The sequence below is a fragment of the Gordonia sp. YC-XJ4 genome, from assembly GCF_059511865.1.
Map to the genome: position 1 here is coordinate 175,662 of NZ_JCAMPF010000002.1, position 18,339 is coordinate 194,000.

Genomic DNA, 18,339 nt, shown 5'->3' on the forward strand with positions numbered 1-18,339 from the left:
GCTCATCGTTGTCTACCCCCGGGTTCTGGTCGTAGCCCTGATCCCAGCGAGACGGGAGCAGCCATGTCCACTGTGGTTCCGGCCAGGCCACGACCCATCGGGTACGGCATCGGCGCCATCGCCGTGGCGAGGAGCCCGTCCCGAGTCATGGCCAGCTTGCGGCCTCGGCGGTAGTGAGCGAGATCCGTGCTGGCCTCGAACGCCGCCAGCTCCCGCAGCGCGAGGATGACCGCACCCGCGCATTCCCGGGTCCGCTGGGAGGCTTTGACTGGCTGATTCTCCGGGTCGGTGGGGTGACACGTCATTCCGGGTGCTTCCCCGGTGCGTAGCCCGTTCCACAGTCGCCGGCGGTTGGCGTCGGTGTAGTAGCTCTGCGGGTGCGGTCGACGGTGGTTGGCCGTCAGCCACGGGCATGCTGCGCATGGACTGGGCTCTGGAGGATCGATCTCGGTGCGCCGCTCTTTCATCTTCATCCCTTCGCGATTGCCACCGAGAGCCGGGGGCGTGCTCGTAGGTGCATAGACCACGCACGTGCACCCGTCCGCGGGTGCCTGGTGAATCTTGGCCGGGTCGTTGCTGGTGGTGCGGCACCGCGCCACACACTTCCCGTCGATCCAGTCCTTCTCCACCGGCCAATCGGTGAGTGGGGGCGGTGATCGGGTCCAGCCCGCGATCGGACACCCGGAACGTGCGCACGCCGTACCGGCCGATCTCGATCGGATCGTCTGTACTGGCATCCGGCGCGGTCATGCGGGCACCTTGACGGGCTCCGGCTGGCGATGTGGGGCCGGTTTCGCCGGTGGTGTCGGCGATTTCGGTGTTGAAGGTTCGGTCGGGGGTGTGCGGACAGGTGGGGTTTCCGGAACTACTTCGATCCGACGGGGATTGGGCCCGATGTCACCCGCACTCACCTCGCGTCCTCGCCGGTGAATCCAGCTGGACGGGGTGTGCGGGCGGCGGCGTTCTTCGTGGTGAACGGGCCGCGATGCTGCTCCAGCGGTCTCGGGCGTGGTGACACTGGCCGGCATTGCTGCTTCCCTGTTGTTGTCCGACAAAGGCGATGGCGCCATCGTCGCATCCGGGTTTCGGGAACCACCGGCACTGAGACCGCTACGGTCACGTCCCCCGGCTACGCCGATCCCCGGACGGTTCACCTCCCCGCTTCCTCAGGAGAATCCGTTCAGCCTCAACTCCATTGCACGTTCCGACCCCGCACTTGCGCCCACAGGGCGACCTCTGCGACCTCGATCAGTCGATCGTCGAAGTAGCCTTCGCGTCGCCCACAGTCGACGGCGACGACGCGGCCCTCCGCATCCGGGCCGGCGCCGCCCACTCGGCTGTCCCGCAACGCCTCCTCAGCAAGCATCATCGCGCCGTCTGCGGTGATCGCGACCGGCGGGCGGCCCGGGTCGCTGCCGGCGAGTGCCTGAGCCATCAACACCCGCCCGTACATGTCGTCGGCGGCGATGCTGCCAGCGCAGTCGCCGCCGTCGAAGACGAGCCCCAGCAGGTTCAGCAGCTCACCGCCGTTCGCGTCGCAGAACTGCGCGTACGGCGGTTCTTCGGCCAGCTCCGCCTGGATCGACGGCCGCAACCACACCCGATCCATGGGGTCGAGGTCGCAGCCTTCGACCGGCAGATGCGGGGCGTTGTCGGCGAAACCGGGCAACGCTTGGTAGGCGGCTTCGGCGTCCGAGTACGTCGGATACCGTTCGCTGCGGCATCCGCACACACACGTGATGCGGTAACCGACTATGTCGGAGGTAACGAACTCGGCGGTGAAGGTCATCGACATGGCAGGCTCCTCAGTCCACGCGGAAGGTGATGCCATGAACTTACGTTCGGCCGGTAATCGACTGCGGCACCGTCAATTCCGAAGCGCACATGCCGAGGAGGAGGGAGTAGTCACCAGAGTAGGGGGCCAGGCATGCCTTCGTCATCGTCGAACTCAGCCCGGGCCGTCAATGCCTCGGCCTCTGACCAATACACCTGGCTGCGATCCAGTCGGGTGACGGTACCTGCCAGCACATCCAGGACGTCAAAACTTTGGATTGTGTTGTCCCCGCCTCCATAACGGATTGCGCCGACGACCCGCACTCGGCGCGGTGCGCCGTCGCCAACAACCCATGCTTGGAACTTTGCAAAGTCGGGATGCGCAAAGTCCGGATCCTTGGCCAATGCCTTCCGGACCGAATCGTCAACTCCAGCACCGAATCGCAATGTACGGCGACCTTCGCTCATTAATGACCCCAGCTCTCGTGATCGGACAGGTGAGCTGCCCAGTGCGCTGTAGGAGCACCTGCCTAACGGTAAGGCGTGTTCAGGGCTCCTGGCGCCGCTGTCAGATCAGCGAGGGTCACCTTGGCTCGTTTGGGCGCGCGGCGGTCGGCGGGTGAGTCGCTCATCCGAGGGCGGGGTGGTCGGCGACAGGCGCGAGATCGGCGTCGGGCACGACCGTGACATGCACGCCGACTCGGTCGGCGAGGGTGACGAGGGCGTCGAGGCTGAACTTGGAAATGCGTCCGTTCATGAGTTCGGAGACCCGAGGTTGGGTGATACCGAGGTTGGTGGCGGCGGTGGTCTGCGACCAGCCGAAGGTGTCGATGCGTTCGCGGACGGCGCGCAGCAGTGCGGCCCGTACGCGCATGTTCTCGGCCTCGGCCGGGGTGTCCATGATGTCGTCCCAAACACTCATCAGTTCTTCTCCTTCCGCGTGCGAACCGGATAGGCCGAGAACATCGTGCGGTTTCGCGTAGCGTCACGATGCGTAACCACGACAGCTCCACGCTGCTGCTGAATCTCCAGTTCAATGTGAGCGCGGTAGTCGCGGTCACCCATACGCTTTGCCGCGTGGACCACGCGCGCTTCGATCGGGATGTAGCTGCGAGGCCATGACGATGCCCAGACTGCCAGCGCGGCCACCAGCAGGCTAGCGGTCGAGATGACTATGGCGAGGACGCTCAGAAGACTCATCGGCCCCCCTCTCTTCGACGGGCGATCTCGCTGGCTTCGGCGTAGCGCCGTTTGCCGGTGTCGAGATCGCGTTGTGTGGTGGTTTGGGTCTTCTTGGTGAACACGTGGAGCACGTAGACGCGGTCATCGAACTTGGTCACGTAGAACGCCCTGTAGGCGCCGTCGGCGGTTCGTACGCGGATCTCGCGGCATCCAGCGCCCACACCGGGCATGGGGCGCCAGTTGTCGGGATCAGAGCCGAACTGGACCTGTTCGAGCTGGTATCCGAGGTCTTGCTTCGCTGGCGTCGGCAGGTCGCGCAGATCGGCCAACGAGGAGCCGACCCATTCGATGGGGGCCTCGTCCGCTCCGTCTCGTGACACGCTTCCACCCTATCTCGGCATCAGTATAACCTCCACGTTGTCGCCATTTCTTCACTGCGTAGCCGCCTGAGCGGTCACTCCCTGCTCCGCTGCGAGCGGAGCCCGCGATCCGCGCAGGGCTGTACTTCCGTGTGCGGCGCATCTCGATCATGAGCCGTTCATGGTCGTCGCTGGTGCGGTCAGGCGAGCTGCGCGGGCCTGCCTGTTTTCGGTCAGCTCAACACACGCGTAGGTCTCCAAGGACTGCGCGTTGTGAACCAGGGGGCCCGGGCGTCCTGTCGTCAGCACCGTCCAGCGGTACGACGTTGCCCATGGCGTGGGCGTCGCACAGCGGCATCTCCGGTCGACCGTCTCGGTAGTCAGTGATCCACTCTGCTGTTCTTCGGCACTCGTCGGTTGTGCATGGGTACATCGGGTTTACCTCACTGGGTAGCGGTCGACTGTCGATGCAGATGATCGTCGCACTCCTGCTGGTGCCGGCGCGGTAGTCACATGCCCGGGCCTCGGGTTCATCCCTGAATCCTGAGCCGCCCTTCGACGCAGCGGTGGTGGTGGTGGTGGTGGTCCCGCTGTGCGTTGGGTGACGGTTGCCGCGCCCCGTGTCGGCGCTCGATAGTCTTCGGGTCAGGAGAAGAAACGAACCATGCGGGACCTTCCCGCCACCCTCCTCGAGGGGTTCCCGAAAGGGGTGTAGCCGATGGCTACCGTCGTCTCTTCCCTCAGCCTGAACACCGTCGTCGAATTCGTCGGCACCGCAGCCCACTACGGGGCGCGCTGCTACTTCCGCAGCGGCGACTACCGCGTCGCCGGCGAGCCCATCGACGGCGAGGTGCTGCTGTACTGCGACGTGTGCGACGACCTGCTCACCGTGCCGGTCGACGCCGTCCGGCCCGTGTAGGTCCGCCAGTCCACGACGTCGCCCGACCGCAACACTATCGGGGCAACTCTGTTTCCGCGCCTTACATTTCTCTGTCCCCTGGTGACCCCGTACACCGGCGCTGGTTGTGAGATTGTTGCTGGTTGTGAGCATTGGTGAGGTTGCGGGTGTGGCGAAGGCTGCGTCGCTGGCGGTGAAGCCGGTGACGTCAGTGGTGCGTTGGCTTCGTCCGGACACGTCTCCTCGCGCGATCAGCGCGCTCGCCGACGACCTCGCGGCAGAGGTGCTCCGCCGCGAATCCCAGTTGCTTGATCAGTTGGCCGGCGGCCCGGATCGATTCATCGACGTCGGGTTGTCCTTGAGCGCTCGTCAGCGGCTGACCACCGAAGAGGATCAGGATGTCGTCGACCTCACCGACCTGGGTGACCATTACCTGGCGTTGCCGGCGCCGGCGCGCATGGTGATCGTGGGTGCGGCGGGCGCGGGGAAGACGGTAGCCGCCATCCACACGCTTCTCACGGTCCTCGAAGCTCGAGCTCGTTTGCCTGACGCAGCCAGGGCTCGGACACCGGTGCCGGTGCGGGTCAACGCCGCCGGCTGGGACGGCACCCACCTGGCGGGTTGGCTGGCGTACCGGCTGGCGGTGGACTACCGGCTGAAACCTCGGACCTGCAAGGCGTTGGTCGATGCCGGGCTCATTCTTCCCGTCATCGACGGTCTCGACGAGATGGACCACCCCGCCCCAACCACCGGCACTGATGCGGCGGTTGAGCGTGCGGTCGCCGCGGTGGAGCAGCTCAATTCGCCGCCCTGGTCGAACCGGCCCGTGATCGTTTCAAGCCGCACCGACACCTATGACCTGATCCGTCGTGTCCGCGGTGATGGCGGTGTGCATCGGACAGCGGTGCTGTCGATGGCGTCGTTGTCCCCGGAAACGGTGATCGACTACCTCGGCGAGTACCGCACGGCGCGTGACCTGACGGCGTCGCACTCCTGGGAGGCGGTGACCGACACCATCGTCGACACCCCGGACGGGACCCTCGCTCTCGCCTTGTCCACCCCGTGGACGCTGGGGTTGACAGCCACCGCCCTGCACCACACACCGGAGGTCACAGAAACCCTCACCGCATGCGCAACCGTCGACGACGTCCGCGACTGCTTGTTCGCCACACTCATCCCCGCCGCCATCGCCGCCACCGACCCCCACACCAAAATCGTCGGCGCCTACACCGAACCCGACGTCCACCGCTGGCTGACCACCCTCGCCAACCACTTCACCCAAGTCGGCGACAACAGCATCCGACTCGATCAACTGTGGCGGGTGCCCAAACACCTCCAGGAGACTGACGCTCGATCAATCCGAACCAAAAGGCTGGCGTGGCGAATTCCTGGCCACAGGCGCTGGCCAGTGGCTCTCGCAGATGGGCTCGCGTTCGCGCTCGTAGTCGCGCTGGTTTGGTTACCCTTTGCCGCTCTGCTGAACGGACTCACGTTCGGGCTTTTCTCGTCACTCACCGTCGGGCCCATCGTTGGGCTCACGGTTGGGTCGTTGACTGGGTTGAGGACCAGCGACTCGGACCGGCTTCGGCTCGGCAGCCACCCTGATCGAATCATCCGCGCAGACACAACGGCCAGTCTGGTGACCGGACTCGTGTGGGCGCTCTCGGTCGCATCCGCGCTCGTCCTCGTATCCCGACTCACACGCGATAATGAGCCGCATCTTTTCCTCGGGACTGGGATTGTGGCTACGTGCATGGTTGTGTTCGTGCTTCTCGTTTCGGATTCTTGCCGCTATGCCCGCACCTGCTGGGTGTTCCGCAGGACCGGGGTGTTCGCTCCGCGGCCTACGGTGTTCTTTCGCTGGGCGCACGCCGCGGGGTTGCTACGCGTGACCGGTCAGGCCTACCAGTTCCGGCATGAGACGTTCGCTCGCTGGCTGGTGGAGGCGAGCGCTGCCGATTGCGTTGACGGCCCGGGCTTTTGAGTGGGTCATCTTCCCTGCAAGGCAGCAGCATCATCATTCATTCTCCTCCTCATCGCGCTTGGGGGTCTCAGGTCCTGTACTGGCGGACAGCGAACCAATTGGTTCGCTTCGGAGGGGCGGAGTTGAGCTGCGTAGAGACAGTTCAGGCGGTCCCCTTGCGTCGTGTTGGGGCGACCGGTCGGCGGCCGAATTGATCTGGTGTCGCCTCTGCGTCTGGTCCCGTCCGGTCCCTGGTATCTGTCCCCCGATAGCGGCTCGGCGGGCGGGAGCGTGCCGATGTCGGCGTGGCGCTGAGCGCTGACCATCAAGGGCTCGCCCACCAGTTCCACACGGCGGGCGAACACCACCGAACATGGTCGTCCGGTCCCCGCCCATCGCGCCTTCCCGCTCAACGTTCTCCAGTGCCAGCCGGATCGCTTAGGCGGGCAGGACCGTGCGCGGTGTGACCGGCGGTTGATCGACCGGTGGGCTGTCCGGTCCCCGGCTCGAAGCCACCGAGTGCCGACGACGGAAGGGGTTGCCCGCGAGCAGAGTTGGCGCGTGCGGCCGTTGGGTCGCCTGGCCACACCGAGGACCCTCAACACAGGCGACGAGATCCCAGGCAACGCCAGATGTGTCCCCAGACGCACGCATCGACGGTCACTTGGATCCCAGTCCCGGGTGGGAAGGGTTCCCCGCCTGCACAATCGGTCGCCGGCCCGCGGCCGGCGATGAGGCCCAGGCGCGCAGGTCGACGGAGCTCGCTACCGGGTCGCGTAAGCGCGCCCACGGAACGGCACCTGGACGGTGCGCGGCCGAGCTCGAGCGGTCGCCGCCCATTGCGTGTGATCGCGCGACATTTCTGATTCTGTCCCCAATCGCCGCGCCCGAGGGAAGGTGCCGAGATCCCTTGGCGGGCTGCGCGACTGAAGCCACACCAGAGCCACTCCGAAGCTGGCGGCGACCGCCCAATTCCCCGTCCGGCCCCCTGGTGGTGAGCGGCGAAAACGGCATGCCAATGTTGCCAGGACAGCGAACCAACTGGTTCCCCCGGGACCGCCAGCCCGGCTGGTCACACCGCCGGCGACCACGACGGCCGCACCCGCGCCGGCACCCGAGCAACCGCTGCCGTTGCCTGTGTCCCCCACCCAATACGCCAGCGCCACAACGTCACCCCAGCGCGAACCACCCACCGGCCGTCGCTTCTGTGTCCCCTCAGCTGCCAATCCGCGCGCGCAATCGCCGCCGCCGCGCCACCCCGCCCAGCCCCCTGCAGCACCAATCGCCAATCGCCGCCGCCTTCATTACCTCCCACCACCTCCCTGAAAGCCCGGCCCCGTGGGTCGAGGGTCGACGGCTGTCGGCCCGCTGGTGGCTGCGGAGGGGGACTGCCCGCGTGGGGTTGTGCGGTGGTTCGCGGACGGGGGGCGGCCGCCACAGGCGGCCGCCCACCCGTCCGCTGGCTGTGTCGGCGGCCCGCCACCCGGTGGCGGGCCGTGCTGGGGGGGGGTGGGGCCGCCCCGCCGGCGGGTCGGGTGAGGGCCCGGGGGCGCCAGCCCCCGGGGTCATCTGTCGGGGTGGTGGTTACTGGTCGCGACCCGTGAGGGGCGCGCTGAGCCCGGCCCCGTGGGGCCGCTGACAAGGGTTCTGGACTGGCGTGGGCCTCGAGCTTCTCCGTCTGCTTGCGGCGGGGTCCGCCCTTCGGGCCTGGACCCCTGGTGGGTGGGTCCCCCGGCTGGCTACTGCTCGTTGGCGGGGTCGACGGCTACTGGTGGGTTGCTGCCCCGCGCGCCGGCCTGCGGGGCGGGGTCCGCCCTTCGGGCCTGGACCCCTTGGTGGGGTGGCTGGGCGGCGGAGGGCTGTTACGGGGTGATGGCGACTGTGGGCGGCTTCGTTGGTGGCGGCCGTTGGTGGCGGCCGTTGGTGGCGGCTGTCTGTGGTCGGTCTTGGAGGGTGGTGTGCCGGCGGGGGCGAAGCTGGCGGGTCTTGGGGGTCGGCTGGCGGGTGATCTCCCCTCCGGGGCAGGGTGACACTCCCGCTCCGCCTAGGGAAGGTCGGCCGCGACCGCTGAGGGTTCGCCACAGAGGTCCACCACAGGAGGGCACCCCGGTGGACGGCTACCCCCGGCGCCGCCGCCGACACCCGCCGACTGCCACAACCCCTGCTACCCGGCTGCCGACGCGACACTCACCGCGGGGTCCGCCCTCCGGGCCTGGACCCCTCACCGGGGGTCACCTGCTGGCCACTGCACCTTGGCGGGCCGCTCACCACCGGTGGGTTGCTGCCTCGCGGGCCGGCCTGCGGGGCGGGGTTCGCCCTCCGGGCCTGAACCCCTACAGCGCACCCCGGCTGCGACGGCGACGTCACCCACCAGGCGGGGCACCACGAGGCACACAACGGCGGACAACCACCGCACACCGCAACCTGCGGTCACCCCACCGCCACGCCGTCGCAGACGCCCAGGCCCGAAGGGCGGGCGGCTGCGACGGCCACCGCAGGTCGCGGCACACAGCCGTCACCCACCACCTGGCTGGCGGCCGCAGGCCGTAGGGGACGCCCCCTCGGGGCGGCCCCGGAGGCCGGAGGCACCGGCAGCGGGCATCGGCGTCCACCCGCGCAGCCGGCACCGGGCAGGGATCGGCCGAATAGGTCGATTTCTGCCCGGTGCTTCGGGCTGCGCGTTGGGGGTGGACGCCGAGGACGGCGCCGGTCGAGCACCAGCACCATCACCACCCACGGCAAACGTGAACGCTTTTTAACACGGTCGTGGGTGGTGGTGGTGCTGGTGCGAGAGTCGTGATTTTTGGTGGGTTTTGGTGGTCACGTTGTTTGTGGGGTTTGTGCTGGTCGTTGGGCCGGTATGGTGGCGGTTGTATCGGATTCGTGGTGGTGTGGGTGTGTCACTTGTTTGGTCACGTGATTGTGGAGGGTGGTGGCGGTTGTGGCTGATGTGGTGTCGAAGGCTGATGTGGATGTTGCTGATGCGGAGTTGCGGTTCACGCGGTGGCGGCGGGAGAAGTCGAATCGGGTGTGGTCGCGGCAGGTGGGGTCGGCGTCGGGTACTGCGCGGGGTGGGCATGGTTGGCGTCGCACGGTGCGTGATGAGCAGTTGTTGGAGTTCGCGACGTTGCACGGGATGGTGTTGTTGCGGCAGGCGGCGACGTGGTTTTACGGGGGGAATGCGTCGACGGCGTTGAAGCGTGTGGTGAAGATGGAGCAGGCGGGGTTGGTGAATCGGGATGCGGGGGTTCCGGCGTGGGCGGGGACGGTGATTACGCCGACTCGGGCTGGGCAGAAGGTGGGGGTTCAGGGGTTGCCGCCGATGTTTGAGCGGTTGGCGTTGCGGGATTTGTCGGTGCCGGAGAATTTGTTGCATCCGGCGCTGGTGGCGGATCGGTTGTTGGTGGCGATGTCGCAGGGTGTTCGGGTGTTGACGGAGCGGCAGATCCGGTTGATGGATCGTGAGCCGGATCAGGATGCGGTGCAGGAGTTCCTGGAGTCGGTGGGTGTGCGGTTCTCGGTGGGGGAGACTGATCCGGGTGTGCGGCCGGGTCGGGTGTTTCGGCGGGTGTACGGCGCGGATGGTCAGGTGACTCATACGGTTCCGGAGGTGACGTACCTGTCGTGTGCGATTGCTTCGGAGCGGCAGTCGGCGACCACGGAGACGCCGACGAGTGTGCGGTTCCCGGATTTTGTGAAGGTGTTGGCGTCGGGGGAGTTGGCGGCTGTGGAGGTGGAGATCGCGACGAAGGCCAGTGATCGGTTGCAGGCGATCGTGGTCGGTTATTCGAAGGCGGTGGCTCGTCTGATCCCGGATGGTCGTGGTGGTGTGGTCCGGGAGTCGGTGGTGGAGCGTGGTGAGGATGGTCAGGAGCGGACGGTGCAGCGGGTGGCATTGCGGCGGGGCCAGTTCCGTCAGGTGGAGTGGGTGTGCACGCCGGAGGCGAAGGGGTTGTTGTGGGGTCGTTTCAATCCGCGGAAGGGTGAGTGGGCGCGCGGTTTTGTGCCGGCGTCGATGCCGTTCGAGTACAAGAGTGTTCAGTGGGCGTCGCCGCCGCCGAATCTGCCGATCACGGTCAACGATGTTGTCGCCCATGATTCGGGTGTGCAGTATGCGGTGGATCAGCGGTCGTTGCCGGCGCGCTACCGGTGTAGTTACAAGCGGTGGTTGCTGTGGCAGGAGGTGTGGCGTCGGGAGGTGCCCGCTGCGGATCGGCCGCGGAAGACGTTCGTGAAGTGGGTGACGTTGCCGGCTGGTGGGCCGGGGGAGGTGCCGCCGTTGGAGTTGTGTCTGCTGACGGAGGCGGAAGTGGCGAATGCGGTGCGGCCACGGCCGCGGGCCGGGGACACGGGTGTGGTGGCCGCCGATGATAGCGACGATGCGAACCCCGGGGCCGACGCTGTGTGACGGCCGGTTGGGGGCGTACTCGGGGAGTGCTGGTTGGTTCATTGGGCTTCCCACTGGGTGCGGTGATTGGCGGCGGTGAGGATCGTCAGGGCGCGCGTGTGATGTGGTTCTCCGGTGTGTCGGTAGCGCGGGTATCGGCCGCCGAATTCGTTGAGTGTGGCGCGGGCTGCGATGTGTTCGGGAGAGCCGTTGGTGGCGGTCAGTAGATCCGTTTCGGCGCACCACCATTGCCATCGCAGGGTTTGCATGTCCCACCCGAATTTGCGGCGATCCCACACGCCTGCGGTGCCGGTGCGGTGCGCGGCTTCCTGGTAGGTGTGTGCGTTCAACGTGGGGGTGAGGTCGGAGTCGAGGAGTCCCAGATCGTGCAGCGCGGACAGGCTTTCGCGTACCTCGTCGGCGGTGATTGCGCAGTGGCGGGCGAGCCTGTCGACGTCCCTGATGCCGTGGTGGGCTACCCAGAACGCGACGACAGCGGCGTGCTCTCCGACCGATGCGGCGCACCACACGTCGTGCCGGAAATGGGTGGTGCGCTGCGCCAGCAATTCAGCGAACTCGACGTTCTGCAGTACACCGGAAATCTCACCCCAAACAGTGGTGCGGGGGGCGTGCCCCCCTTGTGTCCATGCGCAGGTCAACGGTGGTACTGCAATGTGTGATGGCGGGTTGGTGTGGGTGTGTGTGGGTGCGCCGAGGATGCGGTAGGTGTGTGCGCGGGTGCCTTCGCCGGGTTGGGTGAGTTTCAGGAGTCCGAGGCTGGCGAGGACTCGGGTGTAGTGCAAAGCGGTTTGCGGTGACCGGACACCGGCGAGCCAGGCGAGTTCACGCGTCGACACCGAGTAGGTGGCGCGGTTGGATCGGAGCATCACCGTCAGGTGCGCCTCGAGGACGCATCGCAGGATGCGGGTGTCGACGGTGAAAGCTAAGGCGGGGCATCGGTCAGCCCAGTCGAGGATCTGGTGGGCGAGGTCGCGGACGCCGTCGATATCCACGTCGTCGGGAGTGATGTGGGCGCGGTCGACGGTCCGCGCATAGTCCTTGGCCAGTGACTTGGCGGTCGCTCGCGAGGACCGTCGGACGCGGGTGCCCGACGGGTGTCGCCGTGAGTGTGCGTGGGTGAATGCGGGCGGGGTGAAGCGGCGGTCGTAGTCGAGGACATGCTGTTCGGACCAGCCGGCGCGGCGGCAGGCGATGAGCGTCGTCCACTGCACAGCGCTGGCGTCCAGGTCGGCTGCGAGTGGTGTGCGGGAGGGCAGTAGAAGTTGTTGCACCGCAGCCGGTAACACCGACAGCAGGGAGGCGAATCCGGCGTTGGCGACCGCAGCGGGTACCGGCGCCACCGGTGTGCTGGCTGCCGGTGTGCGATCACCAGTGGCGGCGGTGTCACGTGACGAATCGGCGGCGGCTGGCGGTGTGATCGCCGCGCGGTGGTGGGTGGGGATGCTGGTGCGGGTGGCGGGGTCCGGCAGGACGGGGCGGGTGAGGCGGCGCCGCCAGATGGCGGTGACCGCGGCGTCGGCCGCCAACGAAAGGGCGGTGATATCGCCGGGCTTCCCGACGGTCAGCAGTCCGAGAGTGGGGCGCAAGTCGTGGGCGGCGGCGGGGATGGGTGGCAGCCCGGTGTCGGGGGCGGGATCGTAGGCGAGGCCTCCGTGCTGGCGGAGAAGTGCCGCCGCGGTGAGTGTTTCGTCGCGAATCTGATCGGGGTCGGTGATGCGCCAGCCTCGCGTGTGGGTGGGGCGGTCGCGGTCGGTGAGCATGATCGCGATGCGGTGGTCGAGGTCTTCGGGGGCGCGGGCCGAGCCGACGAGCGCGGCGACCGCATCACAGTTCGGGGGCAGCGAGATCGACAGGATCGTCGAGGTGCCGCCACCGCGGTGCGGGCTCCCGGGGAATCGCACACATCCGGTGGCGGGGTTGGCCAGCGCGGTGAGGTCGGCCGTCGGATAGTGGGCGGCGAGTAGGCGGATGAATGCTGCTGTGCGCGTGGGCCGCCACGGTTCGGCCAGCCACACCCACACATGTCGGCGGAGAGATTCGGGGGAGGATTGGGCGAGTATCGCCGGGCAGCCGATGCCCTCGAGGACGTCGACGAAGTTGTCTGCGTCGAGGTCGGGGCGGGCGCCGTTGGTGTCGTCGAAGTCGATCGCGAGCAGCCGCAAATACTCTGTGCCGTCGGCGAGTTCGACCGCCCACGGCACCGTGGGTGCGGTCGGCCCGAACGGGATGTGGGTGGCGTAGGTGTGGGTGCCGGTGGCGTCGACGCGAACCCGGCGGCGCGGTGCCACGGCTGCGGCGACGGCGTGCAACGCATCGAGATAGGCGTCCGGGATGTGCTGGCCGAGGCGTGGGGTGACCGGTTTTGGGGTGCGTCGAACCGCGCCCCCACCATGTCGTGAGGGCGCTAGGGGAGCGGCGGTCACCGCTTCGGTAAGGCGGGTGTGGGCACCACACACCACCAGTCATGTGACTGGTGGGACTGGTGTGAATGAATGTTCCGGTGTGTTGGGTGGACCCGGAACATGGGTAGCAGGTACTCTCGCAAGTGCGATCCTCCTTCTGGGAACGCAAAAGACCCCCGTGGCAGCTGTGGTGGCTACCCGGTGATCAATCCAGAAGGCGAAGAGCAAGCACGAACCGCCGGCCTGGCAGCCGGTGAGCTAATCTAAAATCGCGGCCACCAGCGCCGACCGAGCAGTTCTGGTCAGGAACTTCCAGAGGCCTCCGCCCCTTCCAGGGCGGGGGCCTTCCTCGTGTCTGGGATGCGTTCTCGGGTGGTGTCCGGATTGGCGATCCGGTCCGATCGGCATGTCAGCTGGTGAGGGGGCTCGGCTGTGCTGGGGACATCGACGACGTCACCTGCGGTTGGTTCGTGTCACATCACGCTTCTGGCGATGAACGTGAACTCGTGGTGTTATCCAGCCAGTGAGAGTTGCCCCCCTTCGTTGGACTGTGCGGTCATCTCATCGCGGAGCGCGGTGAGAAAATCGAGGGGAATGCCGGTGGCTGCAGCCACCGCTTCCAGACTGTCGCCGCGGTGCAAACGCAGCCGCGCGTCGGCGACATCGTTGGCTGTGCGGCCTTCGACGAGTTCGCCGGAGTAGAAGGCGAGCGCGGTTTGACTGACGCCGCCGCCGCGTTGAACGTCGTCGAGTTCGGCGAGGTTCGCGGGGAATTCGGAGAGATGATTCAGGCCAACCCACAACAGTGCGGACCGCAACGCGACCGGCAGGATGCCGGGTGTTGCGCACAGCTCGTTGAGTAGGTGGGTGTAGACGATCGGCATGTTGAAGTCGGCGGGGACCAGGCCGTCGTCGGTGTCAGCCGACACCCATTCGGGTCTCGTCGGGGTGCGCAGCGAGGCCAGATCGCGGGGGATCGGCGGCGCCTCGTCGGGGTTAGCCCAGCAGAACAGCGCCTGCGCGAGCTCGTCGGTGTGGTGCAGTCCGACGATGACGGCGGTGGCGAGGACGTTGTCCCGGGATCGGTTGTAACGCACGCACAACTTGTGCAGCAACGCGGAATTCGCTGCGCTGTAAGACAAGCGCAGCTGACGACGCAACCCCTTGGAGGGGCGGCCGCGGCGTGGTCGTGTGGACATAGCCGGTCCTCTGTGTGGTTAGGGCTTCGATGGTTCCGAAGCCTATAGCCGAATCGGTGTGACCGCAATTACCGGCGAGAGATGTCGTCGCTATGTGGTCGTGGCAACCGTATGTCGCGGGTCGTGGCAGACAGGCGCGGACACGCCGACGGGGCCGGAATTAACGGCGAGAACGCGCGCCCCGAAGCGGGCGGGTTGACACTACCGGCCGCCGGAAACGGCCTCGGCATAATGGCCAGCATCGAAGCCACACCGCCCAGAGAGGCCCCCAGTGGGACTGTTCTCCGCAAAGAAGAACCACGACGCCGACGCCCCGAAGCAACAGCAACCAGAGCGCGGCGGCTCCGCTGTGCGAGGACTGCTCGTCCTCGGCATAGTCCTGTTGATCGTCCTGCCCGGCTACCTCGTCACACTCACACCTGCAGTGCTGGTCTACGAACGTCGCCGCGTCCGCACCGGCTGGTACTGGCTGTGGGCTCTGGTCACGCTGATCCTCGGGATCGTGCTGGCCGGATCTGTGTCGGCATGGCAGGCATGGCTTCTCGCATGGCCCGGCCACATGCTGCCGATCGCCTTCCACGCCGGCGAACCCGGCTCCGTGCCCGCGATGGCCGCAGCATTCCAGTCGGTGTCCGCCGCGCACGCGGTACTGTGCCAGACCATCGCACTCGCACCCATCGCCATGGCCAGCTGCGCCGTGTTCACCCTGGCCCGCAGCTTCTCCCGCAAAACCCGCGGCCGCATCGAAGGTGACGATCACTCCAACGAACGGCCCGTCGGCATCCTCGATCGACGCCGAATCATCCGCGAACGCCGACGGGTGGCCGCGGCCCGCTACAGCCCTGCCCTGCACATCGCCGAACCCACACTCGACGAGCTCCACGCGCAGATGGCAGAACTCGACCCGAACTATGTGCCGCCCACCACGGCCGCGCCCACCGACGACGTGCCGGCCAAATCACTGGACGCGGGCGACGATTCAGCCACAACCGGCTCGAGCAATCCCTCCCGCACGGCGTTCACCAGCCACCTGAAAACCACCTACACCACGATGCGCAGCGCCGTGCACACCCGCACCCGACAACCGCCGGCGACGCTCACCGGCGCGGTTGACCTCGCACCGCACCCGGCAGGTAATCCTTTTTCCCGCAACCCAATCCAGCCTGCGTCGGACATGGTCTACGCCGAGCACTCTCCCGTGTCGGCGGCCCCCGCCACCGAGAATCGACCGCCCGTGCCGGTCGCAGCGGACGCCGCCAACCGGGTCGACGGCCCCGCCACCGACACACCACAACCAGACGGTGACAGACCTGCCACGATCGCGGCTGTCGCCCGCGACACCGCAGGCCCGTCCACCGGCGCCGAACCCCCTCCGACCGCTCCGTCGGCAGTCGACATCGAGGCCGACACCCGGCCGGCACCCGTGCCGATCACCCAGACGATGCCGCAACCCGATACTGCCGGCATCGACGATCACCGCGAACTGAGCGACGGTTCACCAACTCTGGTGCCGCGCACCCGCCCACCGGCCTCCCCAGCACGATCCACCGCCGACAGCATTCCCGTGATTCCCCTCGGCCGAACAAGGAAACACCCATGAGTAAAACGCCAGCAGCCACCGTCGGGACCGGGACCACACGGGTCGGCAAGACGCGCCCGGACACGTTGGCCCGCTTACTCTTGGCGGATTTCGCCGCCGGGCGGACCGTCCACGACCCGGCGTTCGCCGCCGGGAACGCCCACGACGCAGACCGTGAAGGGACCGCCCATGAGTAGAGAACCGGCGGTCACCTTCGGAGTTGGCAAGTACGGCAAGCCCGTTCAGCAGCCGGTGCGGCATCTGAACAAGATGATGATGATCATCGGCACCACACGGGTCGGTAAGACACGCCTGGGCAACTCGATTGCCCGCCAACTCTCGGCCGAGCTCGGCGCCGGGCAGATCATCATCAACTACAAGCCCGACCCCGCGTTCGTCGCCGAGAAGGCCCGCGACGCCGAACGCATGGGACGTTCGTTCCTGCACTTCACGCTCTCCCCGAACGGCGACGCCGGATTTCAACGCAACCACCCCTACGAACCGCCCCGACCATGTCACTACGATCCGCTCACCCGCGGCTCCGGAGCGACACGGGCACGCATGGTCGTCGACTCGGTGGTCCACAACGACCAAGGTGATGTGTACCGGCGCAACGCATTCGAAGTGACCGCACTGAGCTGGGACATCGCCTACTACACCGGGCGCGACTACTCCGAGGTGCCCGGCCCGAACGGTGTGCGGGCCAAGAAAGAGCCCCTCCAAGTCCTCGAGGACATGCTCAATCTCGACGAGCTGGTCGACACCGCCGAGCACCTCAACCCTGGGCTGCTGAAACGGCACCACCCGCACATGAGTGACATCGACGCCGCCGAACAAGTCCGGCGACTCCAGAATCGTGCGCGGTCACTGAAACACGACGCCGCCCAGAAATCCAACACCATCGGCTCGGCGATCGCCGACACCCGATCGATCGCTTCCACCTACCTCACCTCGAGCGCCTTCTACCCCGGTTCGCTGTCACAGGGGTCCACGCCCTCCCTGCGGATCGACCTGCTGCGGGCGATCGTCCGCGGTGAGTTCGTGATGTTCTCGCTGTCGGCCGCCGACTACGAGTACGAGTCGAAGATGGTTGGCACGATGCTGCTGCTGGACCTGCAGAACACCGTGTCGACGCTGCGAGAGTACAAGCGGCACATGGATCAAGGACGGCCCGACGCCACCCCGTGGCCGAAAGTGGTCGTGCAGATCGAGGAACTCGGAACCGCGGCGAACGCCGCCTCAGCATCAGCGTTGGCCGGGTTGGTCAACAAGTCCGCCGACGTCGGGATCATTCCCATCGTGTCCACGCAGTCACTGTCAGATCTGCGTGACATCAACAAGTCCGACGTCTACCTCAAACGGCTGACCGCCCTCACCGGTGACATGCTGTCCCTGCAGATCGGTGAGGAAGACGACGATGTCGACTTCTGCGACTTCTCCGGGAAGGTCACCAAGAAGATCGCGACCGAGGACATCGAGGTCACCAACAACCGGCTCCGCATGTTCACCGGTGCCCGACAGTCGACGTCGATCCGGTCCGCCGACACCGAACTACCTCGCGTGCCCTACGGCACCGCTCAAGCGCTACGTAGTTCCGACGACGGAGATCTACGAGAACTGTTGTGGATCACCAAGGCTCCCGAGTTGTCGGCGGTGCACACCGCCGGCAAACAGGGCCCCAACAACTGGTACGAAACCATTCAGATGGTGCCCGTCGACGAGCCGCCGAAAGGTTACTCCCCGTTCGGTGACCCCCACTATGTGCAACGGTGCGAACTGGCCGCCCAGATCGAGGCATTGCGCAGGATCGACGCCGAACACGACGACGGGTTGCTGGCCCAACTACGCAAACTCAGCGAACGCCTGGATGAGGAACGCGCCGACGTTGCTGAACGTCTGGGCCCGGAAGCTGCTTTCGTCGACAGCGGCCCCGACGACGCGACAGGCAACGTGTGGGACGACATCCATGAACCACCGATCGATCCGGGCCCGGAGTACGCGACGGCGGCCGCCGACGACGACATCCCGCTGCCCCCCGAACCGGTCGACGACATGCCACCACCGGTCACCGCAGGACCGCGTGATCAGACGCAGCAGCAACCGAAGTCGCCGGCCAACTCACCGACAGCCGTCACCGCGTCCCGCGTCGAACCGGCGGCGACGCCCGAATCGGCTGGCGACGCTGCCGCTGCAGCCAGCGCCGACGACATCGCCGACGCCTTCGGCGACTCGTCCGCCGCGCCGTCGAACAATCCGTTCGCCCGATAGGCGGTGCCCGACCCCTCGGCGGCACAACTCGTAGCGATCGCCCAGGTCGCTGCAGTCTCATTGCTCGCTGGCTTTGACGGTGCCACAGTCTCAACTCGGCCCGATCGGCCCCGAAAAGTCACAGCATTCCGCTGATGCGGATACGGTGCCCTCTCGCTGGCGTTGTGTCCCGCCACGTAGCGCATGTCGTCCCAGGTCAGACCAAGTCGAAAGTACGATGCCCTCACGCTGGCGTTGTGACAGCTGACTGTGTGCGCATGCGCTGACCTAACACAAATCCTGATCGAATCTATCATTTGCGCTGTTCA

At 66.8% G+C, this 18,339-nt stretch carries 14 protein-coding genes; 6 read left to right on the top strand and 8 right to left on the bottom strand.

Annotated features, from left to right (window positions below; all coding sequences use genetic code 11):
- Positions 1-2: 2 nt before the first annotated feature.
- The 6 genes from AC5ZH6_RS28700 to AC5ZH6_RS28725 all read right to left on the bottom strand — a co-directional run bounded on the left by AC5ZH6_RS28700 (position 3) and on the right by AC5ZH6_RS28725 (position 3,335).
- A complete protein-coding gene (locus tag AC5ZH6_RS28700; RefSeq protein ID WP_496169393.1) occupies positions 3-467 on the bottom strand; it encodes a hypothetical protein in 465 nt (154 codons plus the stop codon).
- A 719-nt stretch (positions 468-1,186) separates the two neighbouring features.
- A complete protein-coding gene (locus AC5ZH6_RS28705) occupies positions 1,187-1,795 on the bottom strand; it encodes a hypothetical protein (RefSeq protein WP_496169394.1) in 609 nt (202 codons plus the stop codon).
- A 110-nt stretch (positions 1,796-1,905) separates the two neighbouring features.
- The gene (locus AC5ZH6_RS28710) at positions 1,906-2,241 is read right to left on the bottom strand and encodes a hypothetical protein (RefSeq protein WP_496169396.1); all 336 of its coding nucleotides are present in this window, start codon (positions 2,239-2,241) and stop codon (positions 1,906-1,908) included.
- Between the two features lie 160 nt (positions 2,242-2,401).
- Positions 2,402-2,695, bottom strand: coding sequence for a helix-turn-helix domain-containing protein (locus AC5ZH6_RS28715; RefSeq protein ID WP_496169398.1), 294 nt, complete (start codon positions 2,693-2,695; stop codon positions 2,402-2,404).
- The gene (locus AC5ZH6_RS28720; protein ID WP_496169400.1) at positions 2,695-2,973 is read right to left on the bottom strand and encodes a hypothetical protein; all 279 of its coding nucleotides are present in this window, start codon (positions 2,971-2,973) and stop codon (positions 2,695-2,697) included. The genes AC5ZH6_RS28715 and AC5ZH6_RS28720 overlap by 1 nt, the downstream gene beginning before the upstream one ends.
- Positions 2,970-3,335, bottom strand: coding sequence for a type II toxin-antitoxin system RelE/ParE family toxin (locus AC5ZH6_RS28725; protein ID WP_496169401.1), 366 nt, complete (start codon positions 3,333-3,335; stop codon positions 2,970-2,972). Before AC5ZH6_RS28725 ends, AC5ZH6_RS28720 begins: the two co-directional genes overlap by 4 nt.
- A gap of 697 nt (positions 3,336-4,032) precedes the next feature.
- Between AC5ZH6_RS28725 and AC5ZH6_RS28730 the strand changes: the two genes are divergently transcribed.
- The 3 genes from AC5ZH6_RS28730 to AC5ZH6_RS28740 all read left to right on the top strand — a co-directional run bounded on the left by AC5ZH6_RS28730 (position 4,033) and on the right by AC5ZH6_RS28740 (position 10,583).
- Positions 4,033-4,233: a hypothetical protein gene (locus tag AC5ZH6_RS28730; RefSeq protein WP_496169402.1), complete on the top strand. Its 201-nt coding sequence runs from the start codon at positions 4,033-4,035 to the stop codon at positions 4,231-4,233.
- Between the two features lie 148 nt (positions 4,234-4,381).
- A complete protein-coding gene (locus AC5ZH6_RS28735; protein WP_496169403.1) occupies positions 4,382-6,196 on the top strand; it encodes a hypothetical protein in 1,815 nt (604 codons plus the stop codon).
- Between the two features lie 2,920 nt (positions 6,197-9,116).
- Positions 9,117-10,583, top strand: coding sequence for a hypothetical protein (locus AC5ZH6_RS28740; protein ID WP_496169405.1), 1,467 nt, complete (start codon positions 9,117-9,119; stop codon positions 10,581-10,583).
- 38 nt (positions 10,584-10,621) lie between these two features.
- Here the strand turns inward: AC5ZH6_RS28740 and AC5ZH6_RS28745 are convergent, their stop codons facing one another.
- Positions 10,622-13,006 carry a hypothetical protein gene (locus AC5ZH6_RS28745; RefSeq protein ID WP_496169407.1) on the bottom strand — a complete coding sequence of 795 codons (2,385 nt, stop codon included), beginning with the start codon at positions 13,004-13,006 and terminating at the stop codon, positions 10,622-10,624.
- 491 nt (positions 13,007-13,497) lie between these two features.
- Positions 13,498-14,184 carry a hypothetical protein gene (locus AC5ZH6_RS28750; RefSeq protein ID WP_496169408.1) on the bottom strand — a complete coding sequence of 229 codons (687 nt, stop codon included), beginning with the start codon at positions 14,182-14,184 and terminating at the stop codon, positions 13,498-13,500.
- 271 nt (positions 14,185-14,455) lie between these two features.
- Here AC5ZH6_RS28750 and AC5ZH6_RS28755 point away from each other — a divergent pair, with 271 nt between their 5' ends.
- Genes AC5ZH6_RS28755 through AC5ZH6_RS28765 form a run of 3 tightly spaced genes read left to right on the top strand, consistent with a single transcriptional unit; the run spans position 14,456 to position 18,031 of the window.
- Positions 14,456-15,784, top strand: coding sequence for a hypothetical protein (locus tag AC5ZH6_RS28755; RefSeq protein ID WP_496169410.1), 1,329 nt, complete (start codon positions 14,456-14,458; stop codon positions 15,782-15,784).
- Positions 15,781-15,960 (top strand): hypothetical protein, encoded by a 180-nt coding sequence (locus tag AC5ZH6_RS28760; RefSeq protein WP_496169411.1) that lies wholly within the window; start codon positions 15,781-15,783, stop codon positions 15,958-15,960. The genes AC5ZH6_RS28755 and AC5ZH6_RS28760 overlap by 4 nt, the downstream gene beginning before the upstream one ends.
- Entirely contained in the window at positions 15,953-18,031 is a 2,079-nt protein-coding gene (locus tag AC5ZH6_RS28765; RefSeq protein ID WP_496169413.1) for a type IV secretory system conjugative DNA transfer family protein, read from the top strand. The genes AC5ZH6_RS28760 and AC5ZH6_RS28765 overlap by 8 nt, the downstream gene beginning before the upstream one ends.
- Positions 18,032-18,339: the final 308 nt, after the last annotated feature.